Consider the following 17484-nt stretch of genomic DNA (forward strand, 5'->3'; position numbering starts at 1 on the left):
ACGTTCAAGGCATATGGTCAAACTGAAGGCTGCTTAGTGTGCGGCCCGTCTCAGGCAACGCCGCAGGGGACACTTACGACGAGGTGGAGGCACAGTACCGATGCCAAACGACGCAAGATACTGGGGTCGTACCCGGAAAGGGGCACGGGCTGCGGCCGGCGTTGCTCTGGCCTTGGGCGCAACCCTCCTGACCGGCTGCGGATCCGACGAGGGCGCAGCACCCACCTTGACCTGGTACATCAATCCGGATGCCGGCGGGCAGGCCGAACTGGCGAAGCAGTGCAGCGATGCCTCCGGGGGCGCGTACACCATCGAGACCTCCCTGCTGCCGAACGATGCCGCCTCCCAGCGCGAACAGCTGGCCCGGCGCCTCGCTGCCGGGGACAAGAGCATGGACATCATGAGCCTGGATCCACCCAACGTTCCCGAGTACGCGGAGCCGGGTTACCTGGCACCCGTACCCGATGACGTAGCGGAGCGGACCACGGAGGGCGTGCTGGAAGGCGCCCTGGCCGGCGCAAAGTGGAAAGACAAAGTGGTGGCCGTACCGTTCTGGGCCAACACCCAGATCCTCTGGTACCGCAAATCCGTGGCCGAGGCTGCACAACTGGACATGACCAAGCCGGTGACCTGGGACCAGATCATCGATGCCGCGCAGAGCCAGGATAAATACATCGGCGTCCAGGGCGCCCGCGCGGAGTCCATGACCGTGTGGGTGAACGCCCTGGTGGCGTCTGCCGGCGGTGAAATCGTGCAGAATCCGGACGCGTCGGCGGATGAACTGCAGCTGGGTCTCGACACCGAGGCCGGAAAGCAGGCAGCAGAGGTTGTCTCCACGATCGGCAAGGAGGGCCTGGGCGGTCCCGGTCTGCCCACCCAGACGGAAAACACCTCCATGATCCAGTTCCAGGGTGACCAGGGTTCGTTCATGGTCAACTATCCCTTCGTCTGGCCGGCCACCAACGCGTCGGTCGAGGAGGGTGCCTTGCCTGCGTCCCTCATCGAGGACATCGGCTGGGCCCTCTACCCGGCCATGAACGAGGGCGAGGATACGGCTCCCCCGCTGGGCGGCATCAACCTCGGTGTGGGCTCCAACAGCGAGCACCCCGACCTGGCGTTCGAGGCCATCGAATGCATCGTCTCGCCCGAGAACCAGGCCCAGTACTTCACCACCAACGGCAACCCGCCGTCGAACGAAGAGGCCTACAACGCTCCGGGGATCGAAGAGACATTCCCGATGGCCCCGGTCATCCGGGACTCGCTGGAACTGGCCGTGCCCCGGCCGCAGACCCCCTACTACAACGAGATCTCCACCGGCATCCAGCAGACCTGGACTCCGCCGAGCGACGTCAACCCCGATACCACCCCGGCCGAGAGCCAGGAATTCATTCTCGCAGTCCTTAGAGGGGAGAAACTGCTGTGAGCACTTCCGTCGAAGCGGTCCGGGACGCCCCGGCCAAGCCCACTCCGTCCAAACAGCCCCTCAGCGACCGCGCCAAAGCGGAGCGGCGGCTGGGTTTCTGGCTCGCCGGGCCCGCCTTCATCATCATGCTCGCGGTCACCGCCTATCCGATCCTCCTGGCGCTCTGGGAATCGCTGTTCAAGTACCGCCTGACCGCCCCGGCGGACCGGGAGTTCGTGGGACTGGGCAACTACGCGACCATCCTTTCGGACGGCCTGTTCTGGCGGGACCTGGGGGTGACGGTGCTGATCACGGTCATCACCGTCGTCGTCGAGCTGATTCTCGGCTTTGCCCTGGCCCTGGTGATGAACAGCGCACTGAAGGCCGTCCGCGGCTGGCTGCGCACCGCGATCCTCGTGCCGTACGGCATCATCACCGTGGTTTCCGCCTTCGCCTGGTTCTATGCCTTCGACATCAACTCCGGCTACATCAACAGCTGGTTCAACTGGGTGCCCGGTATCGACTCGGACCTGAACTGGTTCGCCGACACCTGGACGGCACTGTCCGTCATCATGGCCTCTGAAATCTGGAAGACCACCCCGTTCATCTCCCTGCTGCTGCTGGCGGGCCTGGCCCAGGTTCCGGGCGAGCTGACGGAAGCGGCAGAGGTTGACGGTGCGTCCTGGTGGCAGCGGATGTCCAAGGTGATCATCCCGAACATGAAGGCCGCCATCATGGTCGCCGTCCTGTTCCGCGCACTGGACGCCTTCCGCATCTTCGACAACGTCTACATCATGACCAACGGCGCGTACGGCACCGAGGTGCTTTCGCTGCTGGCCTACCGGACTTCGATTACCCGCCTGGAAATCGGCATGGGCTCGGCCGTGTCGGTGCTGCTGTTCATCTGCGTCATCATCATCTGTTTCATCGCCATCAAACTGTTCAAAGTAGACCTTTCCGGCGCACGAGGGGGTAAATAAGTGAAGTCCTCACCTGCCAAACGGCGGACAATTTGGACCATTATTTCGGTTCTGGTTGTCCTGTACGCGCTGTTCCCCGTGGCATCGATCCTGGCCACCTCGTTCAAGCTGCCCAGCGACCTGACTTCCGGGACCTTCCTCCCGACCAACTGGTCATGGAGCAACTACGAGCAGATCCTCGTCGGCGACGCGCAGGGGCTGTTCCTGAGCAGCCTGCGCAACTCCATCGGCATCTGCCTGATCGCCACCTTCATCGCGGTCATCCTGGCCACCCTGTGCGCCTATGCAATTGCCCGCCTGGACTTCCCGGGCAAGAAACTGGTGCTGACCACGGCGCTGGGTGTCTCGATCTTCCCGGTGATCTCCATCGTGACCCCGCTGTTCAACCTCTGGCGCAACATCGGGCTCTACGACACGTGGCCCGGACTCATCATCCCCTACCTGTCCCTGACGCTGCCGATCTCCATCTGGACCCTGGCGGCATTCTTCCGGCAGATCCCGTGGGAGCTGGAGCAGGCAGCCCAGGTTGACGGCGCCACCACGTGGCAGGCGTTCCGCAAGGCCATCGTTCCCCTGGCCGCCCCCGGCGTCTTCACCACCGCGATCATTGCGTTCTTCATCGCCTGGAATGACTTCGTGTACGGCATATCGCTGACCTCCACCGAGGCGGCGCGGCCGGTACCGGCAGCCCTGGCGTTCTTCACCGGCGCTTCACAGTTCGAGGAGCCCACCGGTGCCATCTCCGCCGCGGCGATCATCGTCACCATTCCCGTAGTTGTCCTGGTGCTCGCGTTCCAGCGCCAAATCGTCTCCGGCCTAACCCAGGGCGCCGTCAAGGGCTAGTTCCCTTTCGGCACCCGGACTGAAGAAAAGGATCCCTAACCATGGCATCTATCACCCTCAAGAACCTCGTCAAGAAGTACGGCGACGGTTTTCCGGCCGTCAACGATGTCAGCCTGGACATTGCCGACGGCGAGTTCATCATCCTGGTGGGCCCGTCGGGCTGCGGAAAATCGACGTTGCTGCGCATGATCGTAGGGCTGGAGGACATCACCTCCGGCGATCTGCTTATCAACGGAGAGCGCGTCAATGACAAGGCACCGCGCGACCGCAACCTGGCCATGGTGTTCCAGAACTACGCGCTCTACCCGCACCTCACCGTCTACGAGAACATCGCGTTCCCGCTGCGCCTGAACAAGGGTAAGTACAACGACGAGCAGGTCCGCAAGCTCGTGACCGATGCCGCCGCAACGCTGGAACTGACGGACCACCTGGACCGCAAGCCGGCCAACCTCTCGGGCGGCCAGCGGCAGCGGGTGGCCATGGGCCGCGCTATCGTCCGGCAGGCCGATGCGTTCCTCTTCGACGAGCCGCTCTCGAACCTGGACGCGAAGCTGCGCGGCCAGATGCGTTCGGAGATTGCGCAGATGCAGCGCCGCCTGGGCACCACCAGCGTCTACGTGACCCACGACCAGACCGAGGCCATGACGCTCGGTGACCGTGTGGCGGTGCTGAAGAAGGGCATCCTGCAGCAGGTCGCCTCCCCGCGCGAGCTCTACGAACAGCCCATCAACCTGTTCGTGGCCGGCTTCATCGGATCCCCCTCCATGAACTTCCTGCCTGCAACGCTGGAGGACGGAGTGCTGAAGACCGCCGTCGGCGACATCCGCGTCCCCGAAGACAAGGCAGCAAAGGCCGCCGGCAAGCAGGTTGTGCTGGTGGGCATCCGCCCGGAGTTCTTCGAGGATGCCTCCCTCGTGGAGGAAAGCAAGCTGCAGCACGGTTCCACGTTCACGGCACCGATCACGCATACGGAGTGGCTGGGCAACGAGCAGTACGGGTACATCCACTTCGACCCCACCCCCGAGGTACGCGAGCTGCTGAACAACCTGGCCCGGGACATGGACGCCGACGAGCTGCGCCCGCAGGTGGTGGTGACGCTCGACGCCGCCAGCCGGATCCGCGGCGGACGCGACGCCGAGCTGTGGCTGGACACCCGCAAGGTGCACCTCTTCGACCCGGAAACCGGTGAAAACCTCACACGCGACGCCGCAGCGGGCGCCGAGCTGACCGAGGAAGCCAATGCTGCCCGGGCCGAGGAGATCGCCGCTGCCCACGAGTCCGTCCCGGCGGCAGCGTCCTAGCAGCGGGACAACTGGCACAGCCCTCCCCCAGGGCAGCTGACACGAAGGCCGGACGGGAAACCGATCCGGCCTTCGTCCGTCCGGGCAGGTAACGTAAGAGCAGTGCAGGGAACATCACCGGTAATCAAGGCAGTAGCCGCCTGGCTGCTTGCCCTCATGCTCACCATCGCGGCCGCCGTCGTCGTGATCTACTTCGTCAACGCCAAGACGTACGGCCCCGAGAAACACGTCGAGAGCTATCTGCAGAAGCTGGCCGACGGCGAGGGCGAACAGGCACTCGGGATGCTCAACGCGCAGGTCCCTGAGGCCAACGCCGCACTGCTGGACGGCGACGCCCTCCGTGCCTCCGTGAAGGGGCAGCAGGTGCGTCAAATCGGCGACGCCGAGGAGATCGGCGGGAACCGCGTCGAGGTTGCGGTGGACTACGCCTACGGCGAGGCCGAGGGAACAACCAGGTTCGTGCTGGAGAACACCGGCAAACGCTGGCTCTTCTTCGACACCTGGGACTTTGCGCCGGCCACGCTGCCGACCGTTCAGGTCAATGCTCCGGCGCTGCGGGAAGCGACCCTCAACGGGGTCCGGGTAACGCTCCCGGAGGGCGCCAATACGTTCGCCGCCTTCCCGGCGTCGCGGGTGACGGCCTCCTATGACAGCCAGTACCTGGCCGCCGCGGAGCGGGAGATCCTGGTGTCGGACGACGCCGAGCCGCAGCTCACCCTCGTGCCGGAGGCAACCAAGGAACTGGTTTCCAAGATTGATGCCGGTATCCGCGAGTTCCTCGACGACTGCACGGCCGCTGACCGTCTGGCGCCTCCGGGCTGCCCGTTCTACCACCTCACCAACAACCGGGTGGACCAGCCAATCAGGTGGAGCATCACCGACTACCCCGACGTTGAACTGACCCAGGCTGAGGGCGCCTGGGTGCTCAGCCCGCTGAGCGGCACCGCGCAGGTCACCGCCACCCAGGTGGACCTCTTCAGCGGCGACAAGAGCCCGCTGGTGGCCGATGAGCCCTTCACCTTCAGTGCTTCCCTCCGCGTGGACGGCGAAAACGTCACGCTGAGCCCGCAGGTCGACTAGCAGCCCTCAACAAAGCGCAGGCGGCGGCATGGATTCCCATGCCGCCGCCTGCGTCGTTAAGCGGGCCCGGTCAGGGCCGCCCTGTCAGGGAAGAGGTGCTCAGTCCAGTCCGCGCAGGTCCAGGACCAGCTCGGACTCGCCGCCGGCCTGCAGCACTACCGGAATGCCCCAGTCCTGCTGGTACATGTGGCAGGCCGCGTGGTCCGGGATCTCCCCGCCCGGCTCTCCGTCGCAGGCGGCAGCACGGGCGGTGATGTGGAGTACTCCATCCGTCACCGTGTCGGAGAGCACGAGCTCACGGGTCAGCCCCGTGGCCGTACCGCCGCCGGAAACGAGCAGTGCCTCCGGGGAGGCGGAGATCTTCAACTGCGTGGGATCGCCCCAGCGGTCATCGAGCTTCTGGCCCTTGGGAGCGGCAAAGCGCACCGTCAGGGACATTGGTCCGGCTTCCACGGGGGTCTTCGGCCGCTGCGTCTGCCGGGCGCCTTCATCCACGGACTGGGCTTCCTTCGGGATGGGCAGGCGGACCAGCTGGTGCCGGTTGGACTCGACCACAATCAGCAGCGGTTCGGCGGCGCTGTTGTCCACCAGCACGTCCGAAGGCTCGGAGAGTCCGCGGGCCAGGGTGGAGACGGTGCCCGTGACCGGATCGTAGCGCCGCACCGCACCGTTGTAGGTGTCGGCAACGGCCACGGAACCGTCCGGCAGCACGGCTACGCCCAGCGGGTGCTGCAGCCGGGACTGGGAGGCGGCGCCGTCGCGGAAGCCAAAGTCGAACAGGCCGGTGCCGACGGCGGTTTCCACCTGGATGCCGGTGCCGTCCAGGGACAGCTTGCGCAGGGCGGACGTCTCGGAGTCCGCCACCCAGAGGTTTCCCTCGTTGTCTTCGGCGAGGCCGGAGGACTGGGCGAACCAGGCCGCGGAGGCGGCGCCGTCGAGCAGGCCTTCCAGTCCCGTGCCGGCCAGGACTGCTACGGCCCCGGTTACCGGATCAAAGCTGAAGATCTGGTGGGTGCCGGCCATGGCGATGACCAGCCGCTGCAGCTTCGAGGACCAGACCAGGTCCCACGGCGAGGACAGCGAAATGTTGAGCGGGTCGGCGCCCAGCAGGTCGGAGGAATCGGAGGGGGCACTGTCCCCCGCGGCTTCACCGGATCCGGCGGATGCCGCACCCGCCTTGGTCTGGTTCCCGGCGTCCAGCAGCCGCTGCACGCCGTTGCCGGCGATGGTCTGGACGGCACCGGTAGCGAGGTTCACCGAACGCAGGCGGTGGTTGACCGTGTCCGCCACTACGACGTCGTACCCTGCCTTTTCCGCCACGTCGGCAGGCAGCAGGGCCACACCCTGGGGTTCGTTGAAGCGTGCCGTCCCGGCGTCGCCGTCCCGCCAGCCCTTGGTGCCGTCGCCGATGGTCCGGCGGACGCCCGTCAGGTCCGCTTCCAGCTCCACGAGGCGGTGGTGGCCCGTATCGGCAACCAGGAAGGTACCCCCGGGCAGGGCGGTCACCTTTCCCGGGAACCGCAGGTCCCCGGCGGTGGGTTCTGCCGGGACGTAGGGGCCGTCGCCGCGGTGCAGTGTCCCCTTGGCCTCGTGTTCCTCCACAAGCTCGGCCACAAGCGATTCCAGGCCCGCTGCGTGCCCTTCGCCGGACAGGTGCGCCACGATGTACCCCTCGGGGTCCAGGACCACCAGGGTGGGCCAGGCACGGGCGGTGTAGGCCTGCCAGGTGAGCAGCTCCGGGTCATCCAGGACGGGGTGGTGGATTTCGTAGCGCTCCACGGCGGCGGCGAGGGCCACCGGGTCCGCTTCGTGCTCGAACTTCGGGGAATGGACTCCCACCGTGACCAGCACGTCGGAGAACTTTTCCTCCAGGGGCCGGAGCTCGTCCAGCACGTGCAGGCAGTTGATGCAGCAGAAAGTCCAGAAATCCAGCAACACGATCTTGCCGCGGAGATCCTCCAGGTTCAGCTGCCGGCCGCCGGTGTTCAGCCAGTTGCGGCCCTCAAGCTCCGAGGCCCGCACCCGGTATCCGGCGCGCACGGTTTCAGTCATTAACGATCTCCTTGGTCCGGGGTCCCGGCATCACGCTGTGCCAGGTTTGCAAACATGTTGTTGTAAGCAGTCAGATCGGCGTCATTATTCCGCTCCGCTGCGCGGTCCAGCCGCCGGGTTTCCCGGGCGTCGCTCTTGGACCACTGATAAGCCACCCCGATGGCCACGAACAGGGTCGGAATTTCACCGATTCCCCACATCAACGAACCGCCCAGCTGCTGGTCCGCCAGGGCCGACAGTCCCCATTCCCGGCCCATGTTCCCGAAGTAGGAAGCCTGGATCAATGCCGTTCCGCCCATCACCGCCACTCCGAAGAAGGCGTGGAAGGCCATGGTGGCGAGCAGGATCACCAGGCGCAGCGGGTACGGCGCGCGGCCGGGCAGCGGGTCGATCCCGATCATCGTCAGGATGAAGATGTAACCGGTCAGCAGGAAGTGCACCACCATCAGCTCGTGCCCAACGTGTTCGCGCAGGGCCAGCCCGAAGAGGTCCGAATAGTAGAAGACCACAATGGAGCCGGCAAAGTTCACGGCGGCCACGATCGGGTTGGTGATGATCTTCGAGAAGCGTGAATGCACTCCGATGAGGATCCATTCCCGGATCCCGCGGGTACCGTCGGTGCGGGGCGTCAGTGCCTTGAGCGCCAGGGTGACCGGTGCCCCCAGGACGAGGAACAGCGGCACCACCATGGTCAGGGCCATGTGCGCCAGCATGTGCGTGCTGAACAGGACCATGCCGTAAACCTGCGGCGCGCCGCAGGTGATGTAGCCGAGGGCCAGCAGGCCAACCAGCCAGCAGGCCGTGCGCCGGACCGGCCATTTGTCTCCGCGGCGGCGCAGACGCACCGCGCCGATGAGATAGGACGTCGCCAGCGTCAGGATGACGGCAACCCAGAGCCAGTCCGGCCGCCACTCGGTGAGGTAGCGTTCCGGCGTCAGCTCGGGCGGAAGGTCGTAGCCGGTCAGGATACGAGCCGGGGAGGCATCCTGGGGAAGCTCTTCGGAACGCGGCGGCGCGGTGCGGCCCAGGGCCACGGCCACGCCGGACACGGCACCCATGACGGCCAGTTCCACGGCAATGAGCTGCCAGAGCACCCGTTGGGCCGAAAGCCCGCCGTTGGGGACTGCCGTGCCGGCGGGCACCGGGGTACGGGACGGGTGGGAACCGGCGAGGCGCGGAATGATCCAGTTGCGGTGCATCAGCCCCAGAACGCCCAGGAGCAGCGTGAGCCCGGCTTTGGTGAGGACCAGGCCGCCCCAAGGCGTCCCCAGCTGGTCCAGCGAATTGATCCGCAGGGACGCATTGACGACGCCGGAGAGGAACACCAGCGCGAAGGCGAAGCCGGCGAGGGCCGAGAACCTGGCAAGGACTACGCCCGTGATGGAACCCAGCTGCCTGGATACGACGGCCAGGACAATGATTCCGCCGATCCAAAGGCATACACCCAGCAGGTGCAGCCCGATCGAGTTCACCGCTGCGGCATGATCGTCCCCGCCGGCGGAGTGCCCGATCAGGGCGGTGGGGAGCAGGGCGCCGACGGCGAGGACCAGTGTGAAGGCCAGCATGCCGAGGGACCGCACGCCGAAGGACAGTGCGGTGACTACGGCGGCGATGATGCTCACTGCCAGCCAGGCCCGGCCGGTGGAAAAGTCAGTCAGGAAGGACGCCAGGCCCGCCGTGTAAGTGGAGTCGGTGCCGAGCGGCAGCCCGGAAACATCCGAGTACGTAAACACCATCACCGCCAGCGCGGAGAGGGTCCAGATGACCGCGGCAACCGAGGTCAGGGTCAGCGCACGGGTGAACGCAGGATGCTCGGGCTCAGCAGGTGCAGGCCGGCCGGACGTGTTTTTCCGCACGCGTCGAAAATTCAGGCTTTTGGGCAGGATCGTCACGGCGAAAACAAGCGAGCCTATAACGGCAGCCATGGAAATATTCTGCACGGCCTTCGCTGCGGGGAGCGCCCAGCGGGTCAGCGATCCGGGATCCCCCAGCTGCGTTGCTCCGGCGGCACCGGTGAAAAGCATGGCCGCTGCCAGGGCGATGAAGGCGAGGGCGCCGGCGGCTGCAAGCCAGCCGGTGCGCACGCCGGGAACAGCGCTGCTGCTCGCCCCTGCTGCGCTTGGGTCGCCCCCGTTGCCGTGCTGCGGAAGCCGCGAACTGCCGGCGGGGCGATCGGTCTGGGTTTTGACGGATTTTGGCACAGTACCCATTCTCTACCCGCTGTAAAAATAGGGCCAATCATTGTCGCGGCTGTCACGGGTTTGCAGCCGGTGCGGCCGCGGCGGCATTTCGGCTGGGCTCCCCGGCCGGTACCCGAAAACACGGGAGGGCCGGCATCTTCGCGATGCCGGCCCTCTCAAATGCTGCGGCAGGTTGCCGCTGGTGTTCTGCTACTTCTTGGTGGAGACGGCAGCCTTCAGCTTGGAGCCGGCGGTCAGCTTGACGCTGTGGCCTGCCGGGATCTGAATGGTTTCGCCGGTCTGCGGGTTGCGGCCCGTACGTGCAGCGCGGTCGGTGCGCTCAACTGCCAGCCAACCCGGGATGGTGATCTTCTCGCCCTTGGCAACGGAATCTACGAAGATGTCGAAGACGGCATCCAGCACGCCGTTGACTGCGGTCTGGCTGTTGCCGGACTTTTCTGCAACTGCGGCAACAAGTTCACTGCGGTTCATAGCCAATTTATGTCCTCCTGGACTCTGGGGTAACTCGAGCGGAACGCGGATGCGAAACCGCCGCTGTTCGAAAACTTACCAGCTTGGACCCCCAACTCCGGCAAAAACCCCTGCATTTAGCGGATTTTTCCCGATAACCCGGCCGAAAAGTGGCTTTTTGCCCTCAATAAGCAGTCAACTCGCGTGGAAGCTGGTCCCGTGATATGCGGTTGCCGGCGGGGCCGTCGGAGCCGGCGCCCGCGGGTCTTGTTCCTCCGCCGCGGGGCCTCGGCCGACCCCGCCCCGCATCCGGTGTGCAGATAACGGGCTTATCCGGGGCCCGTAACCCCGATATCTGCGCTATCAGTGCCGGACCGGCCTCCGGACGGGTGGGACAGCGAAATCCTTGTCAGGGAATTCCATCCGGTGAGGCCGGCCCGCAAAAGGGTCGTTAACAGCAAGAAGGACGGCCCCGTTGAGGGACCGTCCTTCTAAAGCGGTAGGCAGTGCTTACCAGCTGGACTTCTTGATGCCCGGCAGTTCGCCTGCGTGGGCCATGTTGCGGAAACGCACACGCGAGATACCGAACTTCTGGAGGGTACCGCGGGGGCGGCCGTCAATCTGGTCGCGGTTACGAAGGCGGACCGGGGAAGCGTTGCGCGGAAGCTTCTGCAGGCCGAGGCGTGCAGCTTCGCGGGCTTCGTCGGTAGCGTTAGCGTCGACCAGGGTCTTCTTCAGTTCGAGGCGCTTGGCAGCGTAGCGCTCAACAACAACCTTGCGCTGCTCATTGCGGGCAATCTTGGACTTCTTTGCCATTCTTAGCGCTCCTCACGGAAATCGACGTGCTGGCGGATCTTGGGATCGTACTTCTTCAGAACCATACGATCCGGATCGTTACGACGGTTCTTGCGAGTTACGTAGGTGTAGCCGGTGCCCGCAGTGGACTTCAGCTTGATGATCGGACGTACGTCCTTGTCCTTAGCCACTACAGCTTCACACCCTTCGCGATCAGATCGGTAACAACAGCGTCGATGCCGCGGATGTCAATCGTCTTGATGCCGCGTGCAGAAACCTGCAGCGTCACGTTGCGGCGCAGGGACGGAACCCAGTAGCGCTTCTTCTGAATATTCGGGTCGAACCGACGCTTGTTGCGGCGGTGCGAGTGCGAAATGCTGTGACCAAAGCCGGGGATGGCTCCGGTTACCTGGCAGTAAGCTGCCATGATCTCTCCTCCAGTTGTAGTAAATATGACGGTCCTCAAAAAACAGACACAAGGCGGAAGCGCCTAAGCACCTGCCATAAAGAGCGTCCCGCCACCAGTTTTGACACCGTTATTACTGCGACTTTCCGGAGGTTAACCTGGCGGGGTGAGATCCAGCCGAAGTGCCTCGCCGCGGGGAAGACGGTGAAGTTCAGGCAGCCGAACGGGAGAACCCGGCTCGACAGCCTTCAATTCTAGGTTTATACGGGTGGCCGTGCAAATACTCCCCTGCCCGCGCGGAGCGGAACAGGTTAACACACACACGACTTAACGCCTCTCTATCCTAGGGGCAACGGGCGTTTCGTTCAAACTCGGAGGTACCTGCGTGCCGGGTATCACGACGACGGCGCGTCCGCCTTTGAATCGCGTCCCACCACGGCCACGCCGTTTTCGGGATCCAGCTCCGCGCCGTCCAGTTTCCGCCCTCCGCCGATCACCGTCGTGGAGTCCACGATCAGGTTTGCGATCCGCGCTCCGGACCGGACCACCACGCCGTCCAGCAGCACGCAGGAATCCACTTCGGCACCGGCCTCCACTACTGCACCGGCGCTGAGAACGCTGCGGCGGACGCTGCCTTCGACCCGGGCACCGGGAGACAGCAGGCTCTCCACGGCGACACCGTTCGGCCCGACATAGGCCGGCAGCCGCCGCGGGCTGGCGGAGAGGATCGGCCACTGCGGATCATCAAAATCCAGGCCGTTGCCCTCGATCAGGTCCAGGTGCGCCTGGTGGTAACTGCGCGGCGTGCCCATGTCCCGCCAGTACCCCGGCAGCCGGTATTCCACGACCTTTTCCTGCTCCACCAGGTAGGGAATGAGCTGGTCGCCGTAATCCTCGAGCTGGCCGTCCCGCTTCACCAGGGTGTCCAGTGCGTTCAGGAGGACATCGGTGTCATAGAGGAAGATCTCCGCCGCCACCAGGTCCGTCTTCGGGTCCTGGGGCTTGTACTCGAATCCGGTGACCAGCCCGTCGGTTACCTCGACCACCCCGTGGTCTCCCGGGTTGTTGTTGATCTTCGTGGTGACCAGGGTCAGGGCCGCCCCGTTTGCCTGATGCGTTTCGACGACGTCGCGGTAGTCCAGACGGTAGAGATGGTCGGCGCTGAGCACCAGCACGAGGTCCGGATCAAATTCGCGGATGTACTCCGCCTGGCGGTACAGCGCGTCCGCGTTGCCCTGGGCGAAGCCTTCGCCGTCGCCGCCTTGGAAGGGCGGAAGCACCCGCAGCCCGCCCTGGGTGCGGTCAAGGTCCCAGGGCCGCCCGCTGACCATCTGGTCATTGAGCGACTGGGGCTTGTACTGCTCCACAATCCAGACATCGCCGAAGCCGCTGTTGTGCAGGTTGGAGAGGGAAATGTCGATGAGGTTGTAGGACCCGGCAACCGGGATGGCCGGTTTCGCTCGGTGGTCCGTTAAGCTGCCCAACCGTCCGCCGGCACCGCCGGCGAGGACTACGGTCAGGATTCGGGGTACGCGCATGCTGTGGTGCCTCTCATCGTGCCGTGGATATCGAGCGTTAGCTCAGTACTAACCACGTTAACAAGGGCAGGCACCCGGGCAACAAGTTGACTTTGGCGCTACGGTGCCTGATTCGGCCCGAGAATGCCGTTGCCGGGGTCGAGGCGGGCGAGTATCTTCTTTCCCACCCGTTCCAGATCCGCGACGTCTTCGTCGGAGAGGGCATCGAAGACCGCCTTCCGGACGGATTCAACATGTTCCGGCGCGAGTCCTTCGAGGGCGGCCATGCCTTCATCCGTCAGTGCCGCCGTCGTCACCCGGGCATCCGCAGGCGAGGGAGTCCGGGACATCCAGCCGCGCTGCTCCAGTTTCTTCACCACATGGGAAAGCCGGGACAGCGAAGCGTTGGAGCGCGCGGCCAGCTCGCTCATCGGCAGGGACCTGCCTTCGGCCTCGGAGACCATGGCCAGGACGTGGTAATCGAAGAGGGTGATCCGCGCACGGCGGAACAGATCGGCGTCGAGCGCGGCCGGGAGAAGGCCCGATACCGCGTACAGGGCCAGCCAGGCCTGCCGTTCCGGGGCGCTTAGCCAGCGGGGGGTGCTCTCAGTCATCCCGGCGTTCCTCTCGTCAAAGCTTTACGTTTCAATGATCGCAGGGTTGGGGCTGCGCTCCAACCGGTGCCCAACGGCAGGAGCCGGCCGGTCGCGCGGGGCGTCCGGCCGGCTCCTGTGGCTGGCGGTATTGCGGTTAGCGGCTGACGCCGGGCTCCGCGCGGTTGTCAGCGGGCTGTGCAGTGGAGGGCGCCTGCTGGCTTCCCAGGGTGTCGAACGGCAGCGAATCGACGTCGAGCAGCGGGTTCTCGTCCTGGCCGGCCACCAGTTCGTGTGCCTCGGCGTGGGTGTCCACGCTCGGCATGGAACCGGGCATCGGCCGGTTGGCCGATTCCTTCATAACGCCCACGGCAATGGCACCCGCCACGGAGGTGAACATCAGCCAGTAGGCCGGCATCATGTCGTTGTCCGTAAGGGTGATCAGGCCCTGCATGATCAGCGGCGCGGTGCCGCCGAAGATGGCAACGGCGAAGTTGTAGGAGATGCCCATGGCACCGTAGCGGCTGGCAGTCGGGAAGAGCGCCGGCAGTGCGGAGGCCAGGTTGGACACGTAGAAGGTCACCGGGACGGCGAGCAGCGCCAGGCCAAGCAGGGTGGTGGCAACCGGACCCTGGCCAATCAGCCAGAAGGACGGAACGGCCAGGACGATGGTGGAGCCGGCACCCATCCACAGCACCGGACGGCGTCCGATGCGGTCGGAGAGCTTGCCGGTGAGCGGAATGCACAGTGCCATCAGAACCAGCACGGGGATGGTCAGCATGGTGCCGTGGACCGGATCGTAGCCCTTGGAATCCGTCAGGTAGGAGGGCATGTAGGACGTCAGCGCGTAGCCCACGGTGTTGGCTGCGGCCACGAGGACCATGGCCAGCACGATCGGACGCCAGTAGGCACGGAAAATGCCCATGGTGCCCAGCGACTCGGTTTCGTCGCCGGCCTTGGCGCCGGCTTCCTGTGCATCCAGGGTGGCCTGGAACGCCGGGGATTCTTCGATCTTGAGCCGGAAGTAAATGGCGACGGCGCCCATCGGCCCCGCAACCAGGAACGGGATGCGCCAGCCCCAGTCCACCATGTCGGCGTCGGAGAGCAGCAGCTGCATTACCGATACGACGGCTGCACCCAGGGCGAAGCCCAGGTAGCTGCCCAGGTCCAGGATGCTGGCGAGGAAGCCGCGCCGCTTGTCGGAGGCGTATTCGGTAACAAAGGTGGTGGCACCGGCGTACTCGCCGCCGGTGGAGAAGCCCTGCAGCAGCTTCATGAGCACCAGCAGGATCGGAGCCCAGATGCCGATGGTGCCGTAGCTGGGCAGCAGGCCGATGACGAAAGTGGAACCGGCCATCATGATCAGCGTGATGGCCAGGGTCTTCTGGCGGCCCATACGGTCGCCGAGGCGCCCGAAGACGACGCCGCCCAGCGGACGGGCGATGAAGGTGGCAGCGAAGACGCCGAGGCTGAAGAGCAGCTGCGCGTCCTTGTCGGCGTCGGACAGGAAGACGGCACCCATGGTGACGGCGAGGTAGCCGTAGACACCGACGTCGAACCATTCCATGGTGTTGCCGACAACCGTGCCGCCGACAGCCTTTTTCATCATGGACTTGTCGACGACATTTACGTCGTCCACCTCAAGACGGCGGCGCCGCAGGGGGGACCTGCGGGTCTTGCGGGCCGTCGGTCTGGACGGTGAATCCGGGGTTCCGGAGACGTGGGGGGGTGCATCTTTCGGCATGTGGGCCTTCCCTCGATCGAAGTCGGCTGCTGGAGACAGAAGCAACCACCCGAACACCACACGGTGCCGGGCAGGCCTACAAGTTTAGGAAAAATGCGGTGCATCCACCGAATCGAGGAACGTAATTTCCCTTGTCAGGGCAGGGGCCGGGAGCGGTTTCGGTAGACAAACAGCGTACTTATCGCCGCATATGTGATTTCCCGCACGGGCGTTTACGAAGCGGGCAGCGGCGGGTGCGTCAGGTCCGGATAACGGGGGCTGAGGTTGTCCCCGGAAGACACTCCGCGGAGCCTGCGGCTCACCCACGGACCGAGGTATTCGCGCGCCCACTGGGCATCCCGGCGGAGCTGCTCCACCCGGTTGCGCGCGGGCAGCTCCTCCAGCTCCGGAGTGCTAATGGCGTCCGTTCCGCGGAGCACTTCCAGCACCTTCTTGGCGGTCAGCATGTGACCGGCCGGGGACATGTGCAGGCGGTCCACGGCCCAGTACCGTTCGTCCTGGAGGTTCTTCATGCGCCAGTAGTCCACCAGCACGGCGTCGTTCTTCTCCACCGCCTCGCGGACCAGTTCGTTGTAGATCGCCGTGCGTCCGCGGGTGCGGCCGAAGACCGGGGAGTTGCCCGAATCGAATCCCGTGAAGACAAGCACCGCGGCACCGCTGGAGCACAGCTTCGCAATCCCGGCGTCGTAGGCGGCAACTATGGCGTCAATGTCCACCTTGGGACGCAGGATGTCATTGCCCCCGGCATAGATGGTCACCAGCGTGGGCGACAGCGCGATGGCGGCATCCACCTGCTCGTTCAGGACCTGGTGCAGCTTCTTGCCGCGGATGGCGAGGTTCGCATACCCCCAGGAGCTGTCCGCGAGCACCAGTTGCTCGGCCACGCGGTCCGCCCAGCCACGCACGCCGTTGGGACGGGTCTCATCCTCGTCCCCCACGCCTTCCGTAAACGAATCACCCAGGGCCACGTATCGCTGCTTGAAAGTCACCACCACAGATTACAAGCTTCCTCGGGAAACTCCCGTTCCAAGCAGGATGCCGCGCACGCCGCCGACGGGCTCCGTGCCGGGCTAGACTCAGAGCCGGACCATAGTTCGCATGCTTACGATAAGGACACCATGACCAGCCCAGACACCCAGTCGCGTCCCCGTGCCGCCGTCATTGTGAACCCCATCAAGAAGACGGATTTTGACGTCCGGGTGCGGGTTGCGGAAATCTGCGCCGACGAAGGCTGGGATGAGCCGTTGTTCTTCGACACCGAGGAAGCGGACCCGGGGCACTCCATGGCGCGCAAGGCCATGGAAGCCGGTGTCGACCTGGTGATTGCCGCCGGCGGAGACGGTACAGTGCGCTGCGTCGCCGCGGAGCTGGCCGGCACCTCCTTCCCCATGGGCCTGCTGCCGCTGGGCACCGGCAACCTCCTGGCCCGCAACCTTGACATCGGCGTCGATGACCCGGAGCAGGCGGTCCGCGCCGCCCTCAACGGCACGGAGCGGCGCATCGACGTCGTCCACGTCACCGTTGACGAAGCCGTGGACAGTGACACTTTCCTGGTGATGGCGGGGCTGGGCTACGACGCCGGCATGATGGCGGACACCAAGGACACGCTCAAGGACAAGATCGGCTGGTTGGCGTACGTCGACGCCGGCATCCGGAACCTTCCCGGCAAGCCCGTGAAGACCACCATTTCGATTGACGGCGGCAAGCCGGTCCACCGCCGCCTCCGCAGCGTCATGGGTGGCAACTGCGGCAAGATCACCGGCGGCCTGGAGATTTTCCCGGGTGCCAAACTCGATGACGGCCTGCTCGACATCCTGACCCTGGCGCCCAAGGGCAAGCTGGGCTGGGTTGGCGTGGTGACCGGGCTGCTGCGCCGCGGCAAGGGCAGCAGCACCGCAGTGGAGTACTACCAGTGCAAGCGTGCCGAGGTGTGGGCCGAGTCGCCGCTGGACTTCGAAATGGACGGCGACCATCTGGGCAACGCCACCCATATCCTGTTCGAGATGGATGCCAGTGCCTTGCGCATCCGGATGCCCCACGGCAAGAAGGACCCTGCGGTCCTCACCAACCCGGTGCCGTAACCCGTAACCCGTGAACCGGGCCGTCTCCGGACGGCCCGG

The 17484-nt window shown here is 65.3% G+C and carries 16 protein-coding genes; 6 read left to right on the top strand and 10 right to left on the bottom strand.

Going from position 1 to position 17484, the window contains the following annotated elements; all coding sequences use genetic code 11:
- Positions 1-100: 100 nt before the first annotated feature.
- From NNX34_RS03360 to NNX34_RS03380, 5 genes are all read left to right on the top strand, one after another.
- Entirely contained in the window at positions 101-1423 is a 1323-nt protein-coding gene (locus NNX34_RS03360) for an extracellular solute-binding protein (protein ID WP_255765112.1), read from the top strand.
- Positions 1420-2382: a carbohydrate ABC transporter permease gene (locus NNX34_RS03365; protein ID WP_255765113.1), complete on the top strand. Its 963-nt coding sequence runs from the start codon at positions 1420-1422 to the stop codon at positions 2380-2382. Before NNX34_RS03360 ends, NNX34_RS03365 begins: the two co-directional genes overlap by 4 nt.
- Positions 2383-3225, top strand: coding sequence for a carbohydrate ABC transporter permease (locus NNX34_RS03370; RefSeq protein ID WP_255765114.1), 843 nt, complete (start codon positions 2383-2385; stop codon positions 3223-3225). It begins immediately after the preceding gene.
- 41 nt (positions 3226-3266) lie between these two features.
- Complete coding sequence (locus NNX34_RS03375) at positions 3267-4526, top strand: ABC transporter ATP-binding protein (protein ID WP_255765115.1); 1260 nt, start codon at positions 3267-3269, stop codon at positions 4524-4526.
- A 102-nt stretch (positions 4527-4628) separates the two neighbouring features.
- Entirely contained in the window at positions 4629-5606 is a 978-nt protein-coding gene (locus NNX34_RS03380) for a hypothetical protein (protein WP_255765116.1), read from the top strand.
- A 99-nt stretch (positions 5607-5705) separates the two neighbouring features.
- Here the strand turns inward: NNX34_RS03380 and NNX34_RS03385 are convergent, their stop codons facing one another.
- The 10 genes from NNX34_RS03385 to NNX34_RS03430 all read right to left on the bottom strand — a co-directional run bounded on the left by NNX34_RS03385 (position 5706) and on the right by NNX34_RS03430 (position 16353).
- Complete coding sequence (locus tag NNX34_RS03385) at positions 5706-7658, bottom strand: NHL domain-containing thioredoxin family protein (RefSeq protein WP_255765117.1); 1953 nt, start codon at positions 7656-7658, stop codon at positions 5706-5708.
- On the bottom strand, positions 7658-9868 hold the full coding sequence (locus NNX34_RS03390) for a cytochrome c oxidase assembly protein (RefSeq protein WP_370647217.1): 2211 nt from the start codon (positions 9866-9868) through the stop codon (positions 7658-7660). Before NNX34_RS03390 ends, NNX34_RS03385 begins: the two co-directional genes overlap by 1 nt.
- A gap of 180 nt (positions 9869-10048) precedes the next feature.
- On the bottom strand, positions 10049-10336 hold the full coding sequence (locus NNX34_RS03395; RefSeq protein ID WP_269440137.1) for an HU family DNA-binding protein: 288 nt from the start codon (positions 10334-10336) through the stop codon (positions 10049-10051).
- A 483-nt stretch (positions 10337-10819) separates the two neighbouring features.
- A complete protein-coding gene (gene rpsN, locus NNX34_RS03400) occupies positions 10820-11125 on the bottom strand; it encodes a 30S ribosomal protein S14 (protein ID WP_146360596.1) in 306 nt (101 codons plus the stop codon).
- A gap of 2 nt (positions 11126-11127) precedes the next feature.
- Entirely contained in the window at positions 11128-11295 is a 168-nt protein-coding gene (rpmG, locus tag NNX34_RS03405; RefSeq protein WP_227919278.1) for a 50S ribosomal protein L33, read from the bottom strand.
- Positions 11295-11531 carry a 50S ribosomal protein L28 gene (rpmB, locus tag NNX34_RS03410; protein ID WP_146360594.1) on the bottom strand — a complete coding sequence of 79 codons (237 nt, stop codon included), beginning with the start codon at positions 11529-11531 and terminating at the stop codon, positions 11295-11297. Before rpmB ends, rpmG begins: the two co-directional genes overlap by 1 nt.
- 374 nt (positions 11532-11905) lie before the next feature.
- Positions 11906-13048, bottom strand: a complete 1143-nt coding sequence (locus tag NNX34_RS03415; RefSeq protein ID WP_255765120.1) for a glucose-1-phosphate adenylyltransferase family protein — start codon at positions 13046-13048, stop codon at positions 11906-11908.
- A 98-nt stretch (positions 13049-13146) separates the two neighbouring features.
- On the bottom strand, positions 13147-13641 hold the full coding sequence (locus NNX34_RS03420) for a MarR family winged helix-turn-helix transcriptional regulator (protein ID WP_255765121.1): 495 nt from the start codon (positions 13639-13641) through the stop codon (positions 13147-13149).
- 136 nt (positions 13642-13777) lie between these two features.
- Positions 13778-15364 (bottom strand): MFS transporter, encoded by a 1587-nt coding sequence (locus NNX34_RS03425; RefSeq protein ID WP_255765122.1) that lies wholly within the window; start codon positions 15362-15364, stop codon positions 13778-13780.
- A gap of 212 nt (positions 15365-15576) precedes the next feature.
- Positions 15577-16353, bottom strand: coding sequence for an SGNH/GDSL hydrolase family protein (locus NNX34_RS03430; protein ID WP_255765123.1), 777 nt, complete (start codon positions 16351-16353; stop codon positions 15577-15579).
- Between the two features lie 129 nt (positions 16354-16482).
- Between NNX34_RS03430 and NNX34_RS03435 the strand changes: the two genes are divergently transcribed.
- The gene (locus NNX34_RS03435) at positions 16483-17445 is read left to right on the top strand and encodes a diacylglycerol kinase family protein (protein ID WP_255765124.1); all 963 of its coding nucleotides are present in this window, start codon (positions 16483-16485) and stop codon (positions 17443-17445) included.
- Positions 17446-17484: the final 39 nt, after the last annotated feature.

Origin of the sequence: Arthrobacter sp. zg-Y1116 (assembly GCF_024385485.1) — a bacterium.
Taxonomy (GTDB): Bacteria; Actinomycetota; Actinomycetes; order Actinomycetales; family Micrococcaceae; genus Arthrobacter_B.